Annotated in this window: 16 protein-coding genes; 14 read left to right on the top strand and 2 right to left on the bottom strand. The window is 51.1% G+C overall.

All coding sequences use genetic code 11. The features are described 5' to 3' along the window. The first annotated feature begins 2 nt into the window (after window positions 1-2). From rpmI to ACT3TF_RS16775, 13 genes are all read left to right on the top strand, one after another. Window positions 3-197 (top strand): 50S ribosomal protein L35, encoded by a 195-nt coding sequence (gene rpmI / locus ACT3TF_RS16835; protein ID WP_009724291.1) that lies wholly within the window; start codon window positions 3-5, stop codon window positions 195-197. Window positions 198-261: 64 nt separating this feature from the next. Further along, window positions 262-615 carry a 50S ribosomal protein L20 gene (rplT, locus tag ACT3TF_RS16830; RefSeq protein ID WP_078087679.1) on the top strand — a complete coding sequence of 118 codons (354 nt, stop codon included), beginning with the start codon at window positions 262-264 and terminating at the stop codon, window positions 613-615. Window positions 616-774: 159 nt separating this feature from the next. After that, window positions 775-1,794 (top strand): phenylalanine--tRNA ligase subunit alpha, encoded by a 1,020-nt coding sequence (pheS, locus tag ACT3TF_RS16825; protein WP_096279839.1) that lies wholly within the window; start codon window positions 775-777, stop codon window positions 1,792-1,794. 26 nt (window positions 1,795-1,820) lie between these two features. Further along, window positions 1,821-4,202, top strand: a complete 2,382-nt coding sequence (gene pheT, locus ACT3TF_RS16820) for a phenylalanine--tRNA ligase subunit beta (RefSeq protein ID WP_444672614.1) — start codon at window positions 1,821-1,823, stop codon at window positions 4,200-4,202. Between the two features lie 87 nt (window positions 4,203-4,289). Then, a complete protein-coding gene (locus tag ACT3TF_RS16815) occupies window positions 4,290-4,589 on the top strand; it encodes an integration host factor subunit alpha (RefSeq protein ID WP_096279844.1) in 300 nt (99 codons plus the stop codon). A 242-nt stretch (window positions 4,590-4,831) separates the two neighbouring features. Then, the gene (locus ACT3TF_RS16810) at window positions 4,832-5,296 is read left to right on the top strand and encodes a flavodoxin (protein WP_444672613.1); all 465 of its coding nucleotides are present in this window, start codon (window positions 4,832-4,834) and stop codon (window positions 5,294-5,296) included. Window positions 5,297-5,299: 3 nt separating this feature from the next. Next, complete coding sequence (locus ACT3TF_RS16805) at window positions 5,300-5,677, top strand: hypothetical protein (protein ID WP_444672612.1); 378 nt, start codon at window positions 5,300-5,302, stop codon at window positions 5,675-5,677. Between the two features lie 257 nt (window positions 5,678-5,934). Beyond that, a complete protein-coding gene (gene tig / locus ACT3TF_RS16800) occupies window positions 5,935-7,290 on the top strand; it encodes a trigger factor (RefSeq protein WP_444672611.1) in 1,356 nt (451 codons plus the stop codon). A 66-nt stretch (window positions 7,291-7,356) separates the two neighbouring features. Continuing rightward, a complete protein-coding gene (gene clpP / locus ACT3TF_RS16795; RefSeq protein ID WP_096279853.1) occupies window positions 7,357-7,974 on the top strand; it encodes an ATP-dependent Clp endopeptidase proteolytic subunit ClpP in 618 nt (205 codons plus the stop codon). Window positions 7,975-8,048: 74 nt separating this feature from the next. Further along, a complete protein-coding gene (gene clpX, locus ACT3TF_RS16790) occupies window positions 8,049-9,329 on the top strand; it encodes an ATP-dependent Clp protease ATP-binding subunit ClpX (protein ID WP_096279855.1) in 1,281 nt (426 codons plus the stop codon). 212 nt (window positions 9,330-9,541) lie between these two features. Next, window positions 9,542-11,953, top strand: coding sequence for an endopeptidase La (lon, locus tag ACT3TF_RS16785; protein WP_441685546.1), 2,412 nt, complete (start codon window positions 9,542-9,544; stop codon window positions 11,951-11,953). A gap of 211 nt (window positions 11,954-12,164) precedes the next feature. Next, the gene (locus tag ACT3TF_RS16780) at window positions 12,165-12,437 is read left to right on the top strand and encodes an HU family DNA-binding protein (RefSeq protein WP_096279859.1); all 273 of its coding nucleotides are present in this window, start codon (window positions 12,165-12,167) and stop codon (window positions 12,435-12,437) included. Window positions 12,438-12,561: 124 nt separating this feature from the next. Continuing rightward, window positions 12,562-14,382: a SurA N-terminal domain-containing protein gene (locus tag ACT3TF_RS16775; protein ID WP_096279861.1), complete on the top strand. Its 1,821-nt coding sequence runs from the start codon at window positions 12,562-12,564 to the stop codon at window positions 14,380-14,382. Between the two features lie 70 nt (window positions 14,383-14,452). On the opposite strand, the gene ACT3TF_RS16770 is transcribed toward ACT3TF_RS16775, so the two are convergent. Beyond that, window positions 14,453-15,226 carry a UDP-2,3-diacylglucosamine diphosphatase gene (locus tag ACT3TF_RS16770; RefSeq protein ID WP_096279863.1) on the bottom strand — a complete coding sequence of 258 codons (774 nt, stop codon included), beginning with the start codon at window positions 15,224-15,226 and terminating at the stop codon, window positions 14,453-14,455. A gap of 17 nt (window positions 15,227-15,243) precedes the next feature. Then, window positions 15,244-15,744: a peptidylprolyl isomerase gene (locus tag ACT3TF_RS16765; protein ID WP_096279865.1), complete on the bottom strand. Its 501-nt coding sequence runs from the start codon at window positions 15,742-15,744 to the stop codon at window positions 15,244-15,246. Window positions 15,745-15,937: 193 nt separating this feature from the next. On the opposite strand from ACT3TF_RS16765, the gene ACT3TF_RS16760 reads away from it, so the two are divergent. After that, entirely contained in the window at window positions 15,938-17,617 is a 1,680-nt protein-coding gene (locus tag ACT3TF_RS16760) for a glutamine--tRNA ligase/YqeY domain fusion protein (protein WP_096279867.1), read from the top strand. The last annotated feature ends 8 nt before the right edge of the window (window positions 17,618-17,625 follow it).

Raw genomic sequence — 17,625 nt, 5'->3', positions numbered from 1 at the left:
TCATGCCGAAAATCAAAAGCAACAGCGGCGCTGCGAAGCGCTTTAAAAAGACCGCTAATGGCTTTAAGCATAAGCAGTCTTTTCGTAGCCACATCTTGACCAAGAAATCGACTAAGCGTAAGCGTCAACTGCGTGGTATGAAGCAGATTCACGCATCCGACAAAGCGCTTATCCAGCGTATGCTGCCGAATTTATAATTCGGGTTTTCGTTTTTCTGAGTGCACAATTTTTTTGCCTCAGCCTTAAAGTCAGGAGTGTGTTATGACTCGAGTTAAACGTGGCGTAGTAGCGCGTCGTCGCCATAAAAAAGTATTGAAACTTGCTAAAGGTTACTACGGTGCCCGTTCGCGTGTATTCCGCGTTGCCAAGCAAGCCGTTATCAAAGCTGGTCAGTACGCTTACCGTGACCGTCGTAACCGTAAGCGTCAGTTCCGCGCACTGTGGATCCAGCGTATTAACGCCGGTGCTCGCATCAACGGTATGTCTTATAGCCGCTTTGTTGGTGGCCTTAAGAAAGCTGGGATCGAAATCGACCGTAAAGTATTGGCCGATTTGGCAGTACACGAAAAGGCTGCATTTGCTGCCATCGTGGAAAAAGCCAAGGCTGCCCAATAAGGTAAATTGCACTGGGCACTTGCCCGTGTAACGTGCCTGAGGTCATTTCAGAGTGACCCATCCAGGGGAAGAGCAGCCGCTCTTCCCCTGTTTTTTTGCCACCTTCAACGTGCTACGCCATCTTCAGAGATGGACATCGCTTAATTCGGAGTGAAACGGATGGATCACCTTCCTACTCTGGTATCTGAGGCTCGCGACGCCATTCAGGCCGCGCAGAGTGTCGCTGCACTAGACGAGTTACGAGTAAGCTACTTAGGTAAAAAAGGTGAGGTAACTGCCTTACTGAAAGGCCTGGGAAAGCTGTCAGCAGAAGAGCGACCTGCTGCGGGTGAGCGTATTAACCAGGCTAAGCAAACGCTTGCCAGCGAAATTGATGCTAAACGCCAGCAGCTTGACAGTGCTGCGTTAAATGCGCGTTTGGCTGCGGAGAGCATCGATGTCACGTTGCCAGGGCGCAATCAGTCCCAGGGCGGTTTGCATCCGGTTACTCAAACGCTTGAGCGTATTGAAGGACTGTTTACACGCATCGGCTACGATGTGGCGATTGGGCCTGAAATTGAAGATGATTATCACAATTTTGAAGCCCTTAATATTCCGGCGCACCATCCTGCTCGTGGTATGGCCGACACCTTTTATTTTGATGCTACGCGGTTACTGCGTACTCACACTTCGCCAGTGCAAGTCCGTACGATGAAAGATTGCGAGCCACCCATTCGTATCGTCTGCCCGGGCCGTGTTTATCGCAGCGATTCAGACTTGACCCACACGCCAATGTTCCACCAGGTGGAAGGTTTGCTGGTCGACGAAGGGGTTAGCTTTGCAGATCTAAAAGGTACCATCGAAGATTTTCTGCAAGCATTTTTTGAGCGCGACGATCTCTCTGTACGTTTCCGTCCTTCGTACTTTCCATTCACTGAGCCTTCTGCCGAAGTGGATATTCAGTGCGTGATGTGTAGTGGTTCGGGCTGCCGCGTGTGTTCTCATAGCGGCTGGTTAGAGGTGATGGGATGCGGCATGGTGCATCCTGAGGTTTTCCGTCACGCAGGTATCGATGCTGAGCGCTACACCGGCTTTGCCTTCGGAATGGGGGCTGAACGTTTAGCGATGCTGCGCTATGGCGTTAATGACTTACGCCTGTTTTTTGAAAACGATCTGCGCTTTCTACGCCAATTCGCTTAAGACCGCTGCCGAATACAGGAAAAACCATGAAATTTTCAGAACAGTGGCTGCGTGAGTGGGTATCGCCGCAGCTTGATACGCAGACAATCGCTGATCAAATCACCATGGCCGGCTTGGAAGTCGACGCTATTGAAGCTGTGGCCGCTGCTTTTAGTGGCGTGGTGGTGGCAACGGTGTTGAGTAAAGAGAAACACCCTGATGCGGATAAGCTAAATGTGTGCACCGTTGACGATGGCTCCGGCGATCCTGTTCAGGTAGTTTGTGGTGCCGCCAATGTTGATGTAAACCAGAAAATTGCCTTTGCTCAGGTGGGTGGTGTGCTGCCGGGCGACTTTAAAATCAAAAAAGCGAAACTGCGTGGCGTTGAGTCGCGCGGGATGATTTGTTCAGCCTCGGAGCTGGGGCTTGAAGAAGATACGTCGCCTGGCATCCTGGTGCTGTCGGCATCAGCGCCCGTGGGTGCCGATTTTAGAGAGTATATGCACCTCAATGATATGACTATTGAGGTTGATCTGACGCCCAACCGAGGTGACTGCTTAAGTATTAAGGGGTTGGCGCGCGAAGTGGGTGTACTTAACCGTTTGGCGGTTAATGGGCCAGAAATCACGCCGGTGGCTGCTGATATTGACGATAATTTTGCTATCAGTGTCGAGGCGCCAGAGCAGTGTCCGCGCTATATTGGTCGCGTTATTAAAGGCATCAACGTGCAGGCTGAAACGCCGCTCTGGATGGTCGAGCGTTTACGTCGTAGCGGCGTGCGCTCCATAGATCCCGTGGTCGACATCACTAACTACGTGATGCTGGAGTTGGGGCAGCCGCTGCACGCTTTTGATCATGATAACCTGCAAGGCGGCATCGTTGTGCGTATGGCCAAGCCTGGCGAGCGTTTAACGCTGCTTGATGGCAGTGACGTGGCGCTGCGGTCTGAAACGCTAGTGATTGCTGATCATTCCGGTCCGTTAGCGATGGCAGGTGTGATGGGCGGAGAAAACTCTGGCGTTAATGAAAATACGCATACTATTTTCCTTGAGTCTGCTTTTTTTACACCGCTTGCTATTGCTGGCCAAGCGCGTTCTTACGGGATGCACACCGATGCGTCACATCGCTTTGAGCGCGGCGTCGATCCGCAGTTAGCGCCGCTAGCCGTTGAGCGGGCAACCCGGCTGCTTATTGATATCTGTGGTGGTCAGGCCGGGCCGGCGATTGACGTGCAAAGTGCTGGCAATATGCCTGAACAGCGATCGATAGTGTTGCGCAGTGCTCGTTTGGAAATGGCGCTTTCCAAGTCGCTTGATCGCGATGACGTGACCGATATTTTGCAGCGTTTAGGGCTAAGTGTCAGTCTGGATGAGGGGAACTGGAACGTGGTTGCGCCCAGTTGGCGCTTTGATGTTGCCATCGAAGAGGACCTTATTGAAGAAGTTGCGCGAATTCACGGCTACAACAATCTGCCGGTACGTCGTCCTGCGGCACGCTTAGCTTTGCGTTCTGCTGATGAGGCCACGCTCACCACATCACAGTTACGCCGCCAGATGGTTGCTCGGGGCTTCCAAGAGGCGATCACCTATAGTTTTGTTGCCCCTGAGCTGCAGGCCGCTATTTTGCCTGACGCTGTTTCTCCTGTGCTCGCTAATCCTATCTCGGCTGATTTGTCGGTAATGCGCGCGAGCTTGTTCCCAGGTTTAGTGCGTGCCATGGAATACAACCTTAACCGCCAGCAATCGCGCGTGCGTCTTTTTGAAACCGGTCTAGTATTTAACGGTGAGCTGGATGCATTGTCGCAAGTGCCGATGCTAGGTGCATTGGTCTGTGGTGCGCGGGAACCAGAGGGTTGGAGCGGTGCTAAAGCGCGTGTTGATTTTTACGATTTGAAAGGCGATTTGGAAAGTTTGCTGGCATTGGGCGGTGAGTCAGGCGCTTGGCGGTTTGAGCCTGCAGAGCATCCTGCACTTCATCCAGGGCAAAGCGCTCAGCTATTGTATAACGCCAAGCCGGCAGGTTGGGTTGGTACTCTGCACCCGCAGGCTCGTGCAACGCTGGGCTTAAAGATGGATGCGGTGTTGTTTGAGGTGCGTCTGGACGTTCTAAGCCAGGGTCAGATTGCAGCGTTTGAGCCGTTATCGCGTTTTCCTGAGGTGCGTCGCGATCTCGCGTTTATACTGAGCGATGCAACGCCCGTTCAGGCACTGCTTGACTGTACTAAGCAGAATGCCGGTGATTACTTGCAAAATATCAAACTATTTGATGTTTATTCGGGCAAGGGCGTCGCTGATGGATACAAGAGTATTGCGTTGGGCTTGACCTGGCAGCATCCATCGCGCACGCTAAACGATGAAGAAATCAATCAGTTGGTCGATTCAATCGTGACACAAGTGCGTGTCGAACTTGATGCTGAGCTGCGCGGCTGATAATAACTAAGGTTACGCTACGCCGCTTATCACGTTCTTGGCAATGCGTTTGCTGCTGTGTTTGCCTCAATGAAAAGGAGAAGCCCTATGGGTGCGTTGACCAAAGCAGAGCTGGCTGAACATTTGCATGCAGAGCTAGACCTGTCTAAGCGAGAAGCGAAGGCTATGGTCGAAGCTTTTTTTGAAGAGATTCGAGCCTGCCTGCGTGAGAATGAGCAGGTAAAGTTATCGGGTTTCGGTAACTTTGATTTGCGTGATAAGCGAGAGCGTCCTGGACGGAACCCTAAGACCGGTGAGGAAATTCCAATTTCTGCCCGGCGCGTGGTGACCTTTCGGCCAGGCCAAAAGCTCAAGCAACAAGTAGAGCACTATTTAGGTGCAGAGTGATTTTCCTGCACCTGAGCTTGTCGCCAAACCTTGCTCGTTAAATATACGCTTTTAAAATACAGAAATGAGCGCTTCTTGAGCGCTCTTTTTTTGCTTGGATATCGTGGTGAAAGGGCTTTTCTGCGTTGTCTTGGCTGAGCGCGCTGGGGCGTATTTCATTTTATCTGGCCATGTTAATATTTGAGCGAATTCATCGGGTATCTGCCGACTTGATGGTGGGTACTTTTAACAGGGGAGTGACGATGCCGAAGCTGAATATTCTCGTGGGTACAATGTATGGCGGCGCGTTAGATGTTGCAGAGCAGGTAAAGCCGCTTTTTGAGCAGGCCGGTTACACGGTGACTATTTCTGAACAGCCAGCCTTGATTGACATTACCGAAAGTGACGCTGATTTGGCGCTATTTTGTGTATCAACAACGGGCAGTGGCGATTTCCCCGGTAACTTTGTTTCTTTTGTTCGTCACCTGCGCGATCAAAGCCCATCGCTCTCATCGTTGCGCTACGGTTTAATTGCGCTGGGCGATAGCTCCTATGGCGATACATTTTGTGGCGCAGGCAGAGCGTTAGACATGCTGCTAGAAGATCATGGTGCTACTCGGTTAGGTGAGCGGTTAGACATCGATGCGATGGAAACATTTATGGCCGATGATGCTGCCATTCCCTGGGTTGAAGAGTGGATTGTTGCTCAGCAGTTGAAGGTAGATTAAGTAATGCAGCGAGCCCCTACCTCACCGGAACGTATTAGCGTAGCGCTGGGTTTATGTGTGCTGATGCTGGCGGCGCTGCCGCGCTATCTAGCCGGTGGTCACGAAACGCGTCAGATTCTGATCGTAGCTGCTTTCACCTTGGTGGCTGCGGCGGCTATCGTGCAGTGGCGAATGCTGTCATCCACTGCACGCCAAAAACTGCCTGCATTGCTCAAGTGTCTTGTTGTTATGATGCTATTAGGAATGGTCGCCATGGGGTGCTGGCATGCGCTATTTACGAACTGGATCAGTTGGCAGGTGTTTATTTCCCATGGCGCGACCCTGGGCGTGCTCATGCATACGCTGAGCCTGTGGTGGAAGACAGAGCGCCAGGCAGAATAGTTTTGTCGGTAAAGATTGAAAAATTCGCTGCAAGAGGTACAAAACAGTAGAATGGTACAGATTACGTAACATGGAGCTAATAACGGCCTTAAATACGTTCTAAAGCACTTAATTGCTCACGTATTGCCTTGTTTTTAAAATCACTGCCCCCATGTTGCGAGCATGGCGCTTGCGACCATGCGTCGGGGTTCTTAAAATTGCCCCCTTGAACTTATTACATGCAATCAACACAACGCCAAGCCGTTAGAGGACAATTCATGCAAGTTTCTGTCGAGACGACCTCCCAGATCGAACGCCGTATTACTATTCAAGTGCCGGCGGCCGAAATCGACGAGGCTGTTAGTGCTCGCTTGAAAGACACCGCGAAGAATGTTCGTTTGAACGGCTTTCGCCAGGGTCGGGTGCCGATGGCTGTCGTTAATCAGCGTTACGGCCAAGATGCGCGCAATGAAGTAGTAAACGAAGTGATGCGCGAACGCTATGTGCGTGCCATTACTGATGAAGGCCTAAATCCAGCGGGTTTCCCGAAAATTGAGCCTTCCGTCAACGAAGCCGGTAAAGATTTAGAGTTCGTTGCGGTAATGGAAATCTATCCGGAGATAGAGCTGGCTTCCATCGAAGGGACTGACATTGAGCGTCCTGTCGTTTCAGTTAGCGATGCCGACGTTGATGAAATGATCGATACGCTGCGCAAGCAAAATGCAGCTTGGGAAGAAGTTGATGCCGCTGCTGCTGATGGCGATCAAGTCACTATCGATTTCCAAGGCTTTATCGGTGATGAGCCGTTTGAAGGCGGCAGCGCCGAAGGTCACTCGCTGGTTATCGGTTCAAACAGCTTCATTCCCGGTTTTGAAGAGCAGCTGATTGGTGCTAAAGCCGGCGAAGATAAAACGCTTAGCGTTACTTTCCCTGCTGATTACCAGGCAGAGCACTTAGCCGGTAAAGAAGCGACGTTTAAAGTGACGGTTCATAAGGTCAGCAGTCAGAAACTACCTGACGTTGACGCTGAGTTCATCGAACGCTTTGGCGTTGAAGACGGCGACCAGGAAAAATTCCGCGCTGAAATCAAGAAAAACATGACCCGTGAAGCGTCGCAGGCCGTTGATAATCGCGTTAAGCAGCAAGTGCTTGATGCGCTTAAAAATGTCAATGACATCCCTGTGCCTAGCGGCTTAGTCCAGCAAGAAACGGACGGCATGAAGCGTCAAGCTGCGCAACAGTTTGGTTTGGGCGAAGACTTTGATGTCAGCCAACTGCCGAATGAGCTGTTTGAAGAGCAGGCTAAAGGGCGCGTTCAGGTTGGCTTGTTGCTGGCTGAAGTTATTAAGGCTAATGAGCTTGATGCTGATGATGATGCAATCAAAGCGAAAGTGGCCGAGCTTGCTGAACAGTACCAAGACCCTGACGAGGTTGTCAGCTATTACATGGGTAACGAGCAGCTGAAAACCCAGGTTAAATCTGCCATTCTCGAAGAAAAAGCGGTAGCCAAGCTGCTTGAATCAACGAACGTGAAAGACGTAGAAATGTCGTATCAGCAAGCCCTTGCCGCTGCGCAAAAGCAGGCAGAGCAAGATGAGGGTGCTGAAGAGGAAGGCGAGCAAGCTAGCGCCTAACACCCTGGAACGTGGCGCACCCATTTCGGTGCGCCTTTCCCTTCCCGGACGCAAGGAATCACCTGAATGAGTGAGTTCGATATTCAAAATGCCGGCGGTTTAGTGCCCATGGTGGTTGAGCAGAGCGCCAAAGGGGAAAGAGCCTACGACATTTATTCACGCTTGTTGAAAGAGCGTGTCATTTTCCTGGTAGGGCCTGTAGAAGATTACATGGCTAACTTGGTCGTCGCGCAACTGCTGTTCCTAGAGTCAGAAAATCCGGATAAAGACATTCACCTGTATATCAATTCACCGGGTGGGTCGGTCACTGCAGGTATGTCGATTTACGACACTATGCAGTTTGTTAAGCCCGATGTGTCTACCGTCTGCATTGGCCAGGCGGCCAGTATGGGCGCACTGCTGCTAACAGCAGGGGCAGCAGGAAAACGTTATTGCTTGCCTAACTCGCGAGTGATGATTCATCAGCCGCTAGGTGGTTATCAAGGCCAGGCGTCTGACATCGAAATTCATACCCGTGAAATTCTTGGTATTCGCGAGAAGCTGAATCAAATTCTTGCTCATCATACGGGGCAGGATATTGAAACCGTTTCGCGTGATACAGACCGCGATAATTTCATGAGCGCCAATAGAGCCAAAGAGTATGGCTTGATTGATGCAGTGCTGGATAAGCGGCCTACATCCTGATAGCGTGATAGGATTCTGCTTTTCTAACGAGCTTTTTCGGCGGCGTTAGCCGCCGCAGTGACAGAGGTATACGAATGGCCGACGGCAAAGGCAAGGACGAAGGTGGCAAACTGCTGTACTGCTCGTTTTGTGGCAAAAACCAAAACGAAGTACGTAAGCTGATTGCGGGCCCGTCCGTCTATATCTGCGATGAGTGTGTCGACTTATGTAATGACATCATTCGCGAGGAAGTTCTCGAAGCCGATGCCGAGAGCGACGAGGAGCGTTTACCTACGCCCCGCGAAATACGTCATACTCTGGATGATTACGTCATTGGGCAAGATCGCGCCAAGATGGTGCTATCCGTAGCGGTATATAACCACTACAAACGCCTGAAAACAGATGGACGCGACGGTGATGTTGAACTAGGCAAATCAAATATTCTGCTGATTGGACCTACTGGTAGTGGTAAAACGCTGTTGGCAGAAACCATGGCGCGTCTATTGAATGTGCCGTTTACTATCGCTGATGCAACAACGCTAACGGAAGCCGGCTACGTCGGTGAAGATGTTGAAAACATTATCCAAAAGCTGCTGCAGAAGTGCGATTACGATGTCGAAAAAGCCGAGCGCGGCATCGTTTATATCGATGAAATCGACAAGATTTCACGTAAATCTGACAATCCTTCTATAACGCGGGATGTGTCGGGTGAAGGCGTTCAGCAGGCGCTGCTCAAATTGATTGAAGGGACTACTGCGTCAGTGCCTCCGCAGGGTGGCCGCAAGCATCCTCAGCAAGAGTTTGTCCAGGTCAACACGAGTAATATTCTGTTTATCGTCGGCGGTGCATTTGCAGGCCTCGATAAGGTTATTCGTGACCGTGCGGAGAAAGGCGGTATTGGTTTCAATGCTGCGGTTAAGAGCAAAGAGTCTTCTCGTGGCGTGGGCGAGCTTCTCGCTGACGTTGAGCCAGAAGATCTGGTGAAATTCGGTCTGATTCCTGAGTTCGTAGGTCGTTTACCGATTATTGCAACGCTGATGGAGCTGACCGAAGATGCATTGGTACAGATCCTTACCGAGCCGAAAAACTCGTTGATCAAGCAGTACGCTAAGCTGTTCGACATGGAAGGCGTAACGCTTGAGTTCAGAGACGAAGCATTGCGTGCGGTTGCTGAAAAAGCCATGGAACGCAAAACAGGTGCACGCGGACTACGCTCTATTTTAGAGTCGGTACTGCTGGACACTATGTATGAAATCCCATCGCTTGAAGGCGTCAGTAAGGTGGTCATTGATGGCTCAGTCATTGCGGGTGAAAGTGAACCTCTGCTGATCTACTCTCAGCAAGAAGAAGCCCTTGTTGACGGCACGGATGGCTAATGCGTTAGTCAAGTATCGTGGCCCAGCTTAACCGCTTGCGCTAATCCAAGGGGTCGCCTAGGCGGCCCCTTGTTTTATGAAGCGCTGTTGTGAAGTGTTACTACGTAGTCTGCTCAATGCGAATGCTTAATTAGGCAAGCGTTGTTAAGACTATGCAGTACTTTTCCAAGTACTCCTTAAGTACTCATCCGATTTGCCGAGGAACGTCTGCGATGCAGCAGAACGCCGAACAGACTCAGTGTCTACCCCTTTTGCCATTGCGTGATGTCGTTGTTTATCCGCAAATGGTCATACCTCTTTTTGTAGGTCGTGAAAAGTCTATCCAGGCGCTCGAAGCGGCGATGGAGGCTGATAAGCGTGTATTGCTGGTCGCTCAACGAGAAGCTTCTCAGGATGATCCAGATAACGCCGATCTTTATTCCATGGGTACCGTGGCTGACATTATGCAGTTGCTTAAGCTGCCAGATGGAACGGTTAAAGTACTTATTGAGGGTAGTTTTCGCGCGGATGTCTTGGACGTTGAAGAAAACGCGGCTGGCTATACCCAGGCATATTTGATGCCCCGGGAAAGCGAGCCGTTGACCTCTCGTGAGCAAGAAGCGCTGGTGAGGGTGCTGCTCAACCAGTTCGAACAGTACGTTAAGTTATCTAAAAAAGTCCCCAATGAAGTATTGAATTCGCTGTCAGGGATTGAGGATCCAAGCCGCTTGGTAGATACCATCTGTGCACACTTATCGCTCAAAATTGGTGATAAGCAAGAGCTATTGGAGATGGATCGGGTGCGTGATCGTATAGAGCATTTGATGGCTCTGATCGAATCTGAAATTGATCTGCTTCAAGTGGAGAAGCGCATCCGCTCTCGAGTGAAAGAGCAGATGGAAAAGACCCAGCGCGAGTACTATCTCAACGAACAGATGAAGGCCATCCAGAAAGAGATGGGGGACCTTGATAATGTACCTAATGAGGCTGAGAAGTACGAGAAGGCGATTAAAGAATCAGGCATGCCCAAAGACGCCTCTGACAAAGCCACTCAAGAGCTTAATAAATTAAAAATGATGGCTTCTAATTCTGCAGAAGCCACCGTTGTGCGTTCTTATCTAGACTGGTTAGTAGCGGTGCCGTGGAAAAAGCGCACCCGCGTTAAGCATGATCTGGTAAAAGCTCAGCAGGTGTTGGATGAGGATCATTACGGTTTAGAAGAGGTCAAAGCGCGGATTCTCGAGTATCTCGCTGTACAGAAGCGTGTGCGTAAGATGAAGGGGCCTGTACTATGCTTGGTTGGCCCGCCAGGGGTGGGTAAGACCTCGCTTGGTCAATCGATTGCCCGTGCCACCAACCGCAAATATGTGCGTTTGGCACTGGGCGGCGTACGCGATGAGTCAGAAATTCGTGGGCATCGGCGTACGTATATTGGTTCGCTGCCTGGTAAATTGATGCAGCGTATGAGTCGTGCTGGTGTCAAAAACCCACTTTTCCTATTAGACGAAGTCGATAAGTTAGGTATGGATCATCGTGGTGATCCTGCTTCTGCGCTGCTCGAAGTGCTGGATCCTGAGCAGAACAACAGCTTTAGTGATCATTATCTAGAGCTGGACTATGATCTTTCTGAGACACTGTTTATCTGCACGGCAAACTCGATGAATATTCCCAGTGCGCTGCTCGATCGCATGGAAATTATTCGTCTGCCGGGTTACACCGAAGATGAAAAACTGGCAATCGCAAAGCGCTATTTGTTGCCGAAGCAGTTAGAAGCTAACGGTTTGAAAGGCGATGAGCTGACGTTGGAAGACAGCGCGTTGTTAGAACTTATCCGCTATTACACCCGTGAAGCGGGTGTGCGCGAACTCGAACGACAAATTGCAAAGGTGTCGCGTAAAGTTCTGCGCGAACGGATTGAAAACGAAAATGACCCGCAGGCTAGCCAGGCGGGACAGAGCTTAACTGCTGAGCAGATTGAGCACTATGCTGGCGTGCGTCGCTATAGCTACGGCTTGGCTGAGCAAGAAGATCAAATCGGCCGAGTTACAGGCTTGGCTTGGACATCGGTGGGTGGTGAGCTGCTTAATATTGAGTCCGTTGTTACGCCCGGTAAAGGGCGAATCAACAAAACGGGCTCTCTTGGCGATGTGATGAAAGAGTCGGTAAGTGCTGCCCAGACAGTGGTTCGCGCTAGGGCCGAAGCTTATGGAATTGATCCCGATCGATTTGAGAAAGAGGATCTGCATATCCACGTGCCCGAAGGAGCCACGCCGAAGGATGGCCCCAGTGCCGGTATTGCGATGGTAACGGCGATTGTTTCCGCTTATACCCAGCGCGCAGTGCGCTGTGATGTTGCCATGACCGGTGAGGTTAATCTGCGCGGTGAAGTGTTGCCCATTGGTGGGTTGAAGGAGAAATTGCTGGCAGCTCGCCGCGGTGGTATAAAGACAGTGCTGATTCCTGAAGAAAACCGCCGTGATCTCAAGGAAGTACCAGATAATATCAAAGGTGCACTGGATATTCGTCCTGTACGTTGGATTGATGATGTCTTAGCCGTAGCGTTAGCTGATAAAGTAGAAAAAGGTGCGCAGTTAAAAAATACTGAAGCATCGTTTAACAGTGACGTCGTTGCTAGTACCCATTAAGCGGTTAAAGCTCTTTTTGATCTTTAACTTTACTTAATATTTTGGCCCGCTGTCTTGTGTGGCGGGTATTTCGAGGCATGGTTGCTCGACATGGGTTGCTTGACATAGCTTTAGAGGCATTGCTATAAAACGCAGCTATGCTTTGATAGTGATACCCATCGGTGCCATGCCGTTCAGAGCCATTTTTTTTGAAATAGTCAAGGGGTGAAGAGTGAATAAGTCCGAGCTGATTGAAGCCATTGCCGCATCTGCCGATATTCCTAAAGCAGCGGCAACCCGTGCATTGGATGCCATGGTAGAGTCTGTCACCGGTAGCCTGAAGAAAGGTGAAAGCGTATCGCTGGTAGGTTTTGGTACCTTCGCAATCAAAGAGCGTGCCGCTCGAACTGGTCGCAACCCTCAAACCGGTCAGCCGATCCAGATCAGTGCTGCAAAAGTACCCAGCTTCAAAGCAGGTAAAGCGCTGAAAGACGCCGTTAACTAATTTGGCAGCGTTTGTTGTAACCAATGGGCGCATCGCACTGGCGATGCGCCCATGTTATTTTCTGGCCCCTATTTGTTAAGATTTGGCGGGTCGATGTGTTTGGCTGTGACTATCTGAGGCTAGCATGCTGCAAAGTATTCGAGATGGCTCCAGGAGCTGGGGTGCCAAAATTATTATCGGTGTTATGGTCGCGGCCATGGCATTTTTCGGGATTGAGTCACTGTTCGGGCTTTTTGGTAGTGATCCGAATGAAGTGGCGAGCGTTAATGGCCAGCCAATTATGCGTCAGCAGGTTGAGCTAGAGGTGCAGCGAGCGCTCCGTTCAGGGCAGGTGCCACCAGAGCAAGAGCGCGCCTTGCGTAGCGATATGCTCGATCAGCTCATCACTCAGCAACTGCTATCTCAGTATGCTAAAGACGGTGGTTTTAGCGTTTCTGATGAGCAGTTAGATCAGATGATTGTCGGCCTGCCTGAGTTTCATGATCAGGATGGACGTTTCTCCGCTGACGTATTTCGTAATCGCTTAGCGGGTGCCGGCTATACGCCGATGTTGTTCCGCGATGAATTACGCGTTGATATCCAGCGCCAGCATTTGCAGCAGGGCCTCGCTTTTAGCGACTTTAGCCTACCTAATGAGCAGAGCCGCTTGGCAGAGCTACAGCGTCAGCAGCGTAATTTCCGCTATGTCGTATTAGATGGCTCAGATTTAGAAGCTGATATCGCCGTCAGCGAAGAGGCAATGCAGACTTATTACGACGCTAATCAAGCCCGCTTTGAACGGCCTGAGCAGGTACGCCTTGAGTACGTATTACTTGACCGTAGCGCGATGGCGCAAGAGAGTGAGGTCGATGAAGGCGCGCTACTGGATGCATGGCGCGAGCAAAATCGTGATGCTGACCGCCGCGTTTCGCACATCATGGTTACCTTTGGTGGTGAACGCTCCCGTGACGAGGCTCAGGCCTTAGCCGAAACCGCACGCGATGCACTGGATGGCGGTGAGTCTTTTGAGGAAGCCGCGTTACGCTACTCTGACGATACCGCCAGCGCTGAAGAGGGCGGTGATCTTGGGGTTATTAGCCGCGGTTTCTTTGGCGATGCGTTTGATGAGGCTGCCTTTGGCCTTGAGGAAGGTGGCATTTCTCAGCCTGTAGAGTTGGACGGTGCTTTCCATATTATCCAAGTAACGGATATCCAAGGCCCTTCGTTTGAAGAGCAGCGTAATGAGCTAGCGCGTGAAGTAGCCCTGCGTGATGTTGATAGTGATTTTAATCAGCAGGCTCAGAAGCTAATCGATGAAAGCTTTGCCGCGGATGACTTGCAAGGCGTTGCCGACCAGATTGGCTTAACGCTCAATGAAAGTGACTGGCTTGGCCGCGATGATCAAAGCGAGGGAGTGCTGTCTGAACCTGGCGTGATGTCGGCTGCTTTCAGTAGCGACGTACTGGAGGAAGGCTATAACAGCGAAGTGATTGAGCTCGATCCGGATCGGCGCATGGTGCTGCGGGTTGCCGAACAGCGCGATGCTACGCTGCTATCGCTTGATGATGTGCGAGAAGAGGTTGAGATTTCTGTAGCAGCCGAACAGCAGCAGCAGGCGTTACGAGAAGAAGCACAGGCGTTAATCACCCAGCTGAAAGGTAGCGGCCAAGCCGATATTGACTGGCTAGAGGCTGATAACGTTAGTCGCCAGGCCGATACCACGGTGCCTCAATCCATTGTGCAAGAAGCTTTCCGCATGAAGCACCCTGAAGAAGATCAGAGTGTCTATGCATCGGTTGAACTGCCGCAAGGCGTCGCCATTGTGGCGCTCGATAGCGTTAGCGATGGGGAAGTCGATGAGCAAATGCAGACGTTTGTCACCCAAATGTCTGAGCAGCTACGCGCTCAATCCGTTCTACAGGGGTTGATTGAGGATCTGCACAGCGATGCAGACATCGAGCGTTAAAATCGTATTGCCTGTTTGCAAAAAAAAGCCGATCTTCGTGATCGGCTTTTTTAGTGAAGCGACTCAATAATCAGGCGCTGGGCAGTTGGGCCAGTGTGAATTGGCGTAGCTGTGGCGTAGCTATGCCAGTGGTCTCAATAACGATATCCCAGCCATGCTGGGCATCCCAGTCGCCCAGCACATAGCGCTTGGCTGGAACGCCTTCCACCGTCACATCATGTACCAATGGGCGATGTGTGTGGCCGTGAATCATGGTGGCAACGCTGTAGCGCTCCATCAGCGACGTGACCTCTTGCTGCGTAACATCCATGATTGCCTCGGCCTTCGTTGCGTTGGCTTCCCCTGACTGCAAACGCAGACTTTTGGCTAGCTCCAAGCGCTGCTCTAAAGGCAGGGCAAGCATCTGTGTTTGCCACTCTGGATTACGCGACTGTGCTCGAAAAGCCATATAGGCCTGATCCATGGTGCACAGGCTATCGCCGTGCAGTAATACAACGGGGATGCCCTGAATTTCCACCTCGTGAACATCAGGCAGCAACGTTGCCTGGCAGGCCGCTACGAAGCGCTCACCCAGCAGGAAGTCGCGGTTACCGTGCATCAGATAGATGTGGGTGCCATCGTCACTCAGCTTACGTAAGCGCTGAATAACTTCTTGTGCAACCCGGCTGAGCGGATGGGCGGTAGCGTCAAGAAGGTCATCGCCAATCCAAGCATCAAATAAGTCACCCAGAATATATAGGGCATCGGCGCCAGAGGCGGTGTGTTCTAGGTAGTCATAAAACCCCTGATTAAGCTCAGGGGTATCGCTACTCAGATGCAGATCTGCAACAAGCAGTGTGCGCATAAAGCTCCCGGCCTTCGTTATTCAGCGTCTTTGACGTAGGCACGCTCAATAATGACATCTTCAGCAGGCACATCGGCGTGCATCCCGCGGCGAGTAGTCGCTACGTTTTTAATCTCGTTCACAACATCCATACCATCAACGACTTCACCAAATACCGCATAGCCCCAGCCTTGCAGGTTTTTGCCGCTATGATTTAGGAAGCTATTGTCGCCTACATTAATGAAAAACTGCGCAGTAGCAGAATTTGGGTCCTGGGTGCGAGCCATGGCCAGCGTGCCAACAGTGTTTTTCAAGCCATTGTCAGCTTCATTGTCAATGGCGTCACGGGTAGGTTTTTGCTCAAAGTTCTTATCAAAACCGCCGCCTTGAACCATGAATCCGTCGATTACCCGGTGAAACAACGTTTCGTCATAAAATCCGTCGCGGACGTATTGTTCAAAATTCGCCGCGCTAATCGGCGCTTTTTCATGGTTAAGAGCGATGGTGATGTCACCGTGGTTCGTCTGTAATACGATCATTGATAAATTCCTGTTCAATAAAGGCGTTCGCCTTGGCGCTGTGCATCGGCGTCACGTTATAATAGCTGTTTTGCCCTGCACCGCGAAGGCCCATAGTAGTATCCTATGTTTTTAAGGGATGTTTTTACGGGATGTTTTCACGGCATGCCTTCATTGCTTAGTACGCCATCCACCAGAGGTTATCAACACAATCATGACCAACGAGACCACCCCAGCGCCGAACTTCATTCGCAACCAAGTACGCGACGAAATCGAGGGCGGCCAGGTCACTAAAATCGTGACACGTTTCCCACCGGAGCCAAACGGCTTTTTGCATATCGGCCATGCGAAGTCGATCTGTTTAAACTTTGGGTTGGCGGAGCAGCTGGGTGGCGAGTGTCATTTACGTTTTGACGACACCAACCCGGCGAAAGAAGAGCAAGCCTACATTGATGCGATTAAAGAAGACGTCAGTTGGCTAGGCTTTGAGTGGGCAGGCCCCGTGCGTTTTGCTTCGGACTACTTTGATCAGCTTTACGCCTGGGCGCAGCACTTGATGCGTGAAGGCAAGGCCTATGTCGACGATCTTTCACCCGATGAAATTCGTGAGTACCGCGGCACGCTGACGTCGCCAGGCAAGCCTAGCCCTTATCGCGAGCGCAGCGCCGAAGAGAACCTGGATTTGCTAGCGCGCATGCGTGAAGGTGAGTTTGGTGAAAGTGAAAAAGTCGTGCGTGCAAAAATTGACATGGCGTCTCCTAATATCAATCTTCGCGACCCCATCCTTTATCGTATTCGTCACGCCAGCCATCATCAAACGGGCGATAAATGGAAAATTTATCCCTCCTACGATTTCACCCACGGCCAGTCAGATGCCATCGAAGGCATTACTCACTCAATCTGCACCTTGGAATTTGAAGATCACCGCCCCCTTTACGAGTGGTTTTTGAACAACCTGCCGGTGCCTGCCAAACCGCGCCAAATTGAGTTTGCCCGGCTAAATCTGGATTATACGCTTACCTCCAAGCGCAAGCTGAAGCTGCTGGTCGATGAAAACATTGTCAATGGCTGGGACGATCCGCGCATGCCGACTATTTCTGGCATGCGTCGTCGTGGCTACACGGCGGCGTCTATTCGAAAGTTCTGCGAGATGATTGGCGTTACTCGCGCTGATGGTGGCTTGGTTGATATTGCGATGCTTACCCACGCGATTCGCTCGGATCTTGAGGACAATGCACCGCGAGCCATGTGCGTATTGAAGCCGCTGAAAGTCGTGCTGACCAACGTTCCGGCAGACCACGAAGAAATGTACGAAGTGCCTGGGCACCCAGCGCGCGATGATATGCCGATGCGCAAGGTGCCGTTCACTCGGGAACTCTACATCGACCAAGAAGACTTCATGGAAGATGCGCCCAAAAAATTCTTCCGCCTGGCGCCAGGTAAAGAAGTTCGTTTGCGCAATAGCTATGTGATTCGCTGCGATGAGGTCATTAAAGACGCCGCCGGTGAGATTGCCGAGCTGCACTGTTCGGTTGATTTTGACACCCTGGGCAAAAACCCTGAAGGGCGTAAGGTTAAAGGTGTGATTCATTGGGTTAGCGCACCTCACGGCGTGCCGGTAGAAGTGCGTCTGTATGACAACCTGTTCACCATTGAGCAGCCTGATCGTGATAAAGATGTCGATTTCCTTGAGCACTTAAATCCTGAGTCTTTGGTGGTGTGTCACGCCATTGGAGAGCCTAGCCTTGCTGAAGCTACTCCTGAGTCACGCTTTCAATTTGAACGTGTCGGCTACTTCTGTGCTGATCGTCACGACACCACGCCGGAAAAACTCGTGTTTAACCGTACCGTGGGTCTGAAAGATAGCTGGGCTAAAATCAAGCAGAAGGGTTAAGGGCTGAG

This window comes from Halomonas sp. AOP25-F1-15 (assembly GCF_052378675.1).
GTDB classification, from domain to species: Bacteria; Pseudomonadota; Gammaproteobacteria; order Pseudomonadales; family Halomonadaceae; genus Vreelandella; species Vreelandella casei.
This window is presented reverse-complemented; position numbering and strand designations above follow the sequence as displayed.

Bases quoted from the DNA above. Each gene is read 5' to 3' on its own strand.
- rpmI (WP_009724291.1), top strand. From the start codon at position 3: ATGCCGAAAATCAAAAGCAACAGCGGCGCTGCGAAGCGCTTTAAAAAG.
- rplT (WP_078087679.1), top strand. From the start codon at position 262: ATGACTCGAGTTAAACGTGGCGTAGTAGCGCGTCGTCGCCATAAAAAA.
- pheS (WP_096279839.1), top strand. From the start codon at position 775: ATGGATCACCTTCCTACTCTGGTATCTGAGGCTCGCGACGCCATTCAG.
- pheT (WP_444672614.1), top strand. From the start codon at position 1,821: ATGAAATTTTCAGAACAGTGGCTGCGTGAGTGGGTATCGCCGCAGCTT.
- ACT3TF_RS16815 (WP_096279844.1), top strand. From the start codon at position 4,290: ATGGGTGCGTTGACCAAAGCAGAGCTGGCTGAACATTTGCATGCAGAG.
- ACT3TF_RS16810 (WP_444672613.1), top strand. From the start codon at position 4,832: ATGCCGAAGCTGAATATTCTCGTGGGTACAATGTATGGCGGCGCGTTA.
- ACT3TF_RS16805 (WP_444672612.1), top strand. From the start codon at position 5,300: ATGCAGCGAGCCCCTACCTCACCGGAACGTATTAGCGTAGCGCTGGGT.
- tig (WP_444672611.1), top strand. From the start codon at position 5,935: ATGCAAGTTTCTGTCGAGACGACCTCCCAGATCGAACGCCGTATTACT.
- clpP (WP_096279853.1), top strand. From the start codon at position 7,357: ATGAGTGAGTTCGATATTCAAAATGCCGGCGGTTTAGTGCCCATGGTG.
- clpX (WP_096279855.1), top strand. From the start codon at position 8,049: ATGGCCGACGGCAAAGGCAAGGACGAAGGTGGCAAACTGCTGTACTGC.
- lon (WP_441685546.1), top strand. From the start codon at position 9,542: ATGCAGCAGAACGCCGAACAGACTCAGTGTCTACCCCTTTTGCCATTG.
- ACT3TF_RS16775 (WP_096279861.1), top strand. From the start codon at position 12,562: ATGCTGCAAAGTATTCGAGATGGCTCCAGGAGCTGGGGTGCCAAAATT.
- ACT3TF_RS16770 (WP_096279863.1), bottom strand. From the start codon at position 15,226: ATGCGCACACTGCTTGTTGCAGATCTGCATCTGAGTAGCGATACCCCT.
- ACT3TF_RS16765 (WP_096279865.1), bottom strand. From the start codon at position 15,744: ATGATCGTATTACAGACGAACCACGGTGACATCACCATCGCTCTTAAC.
- ACT3TF_RS16760 (WP_096279867.1), top strand. From the start codon at position 15,938: ATGACCAACGAGACCACCCCAGCGCCGAACTTCATTCGCAACCAAGTA.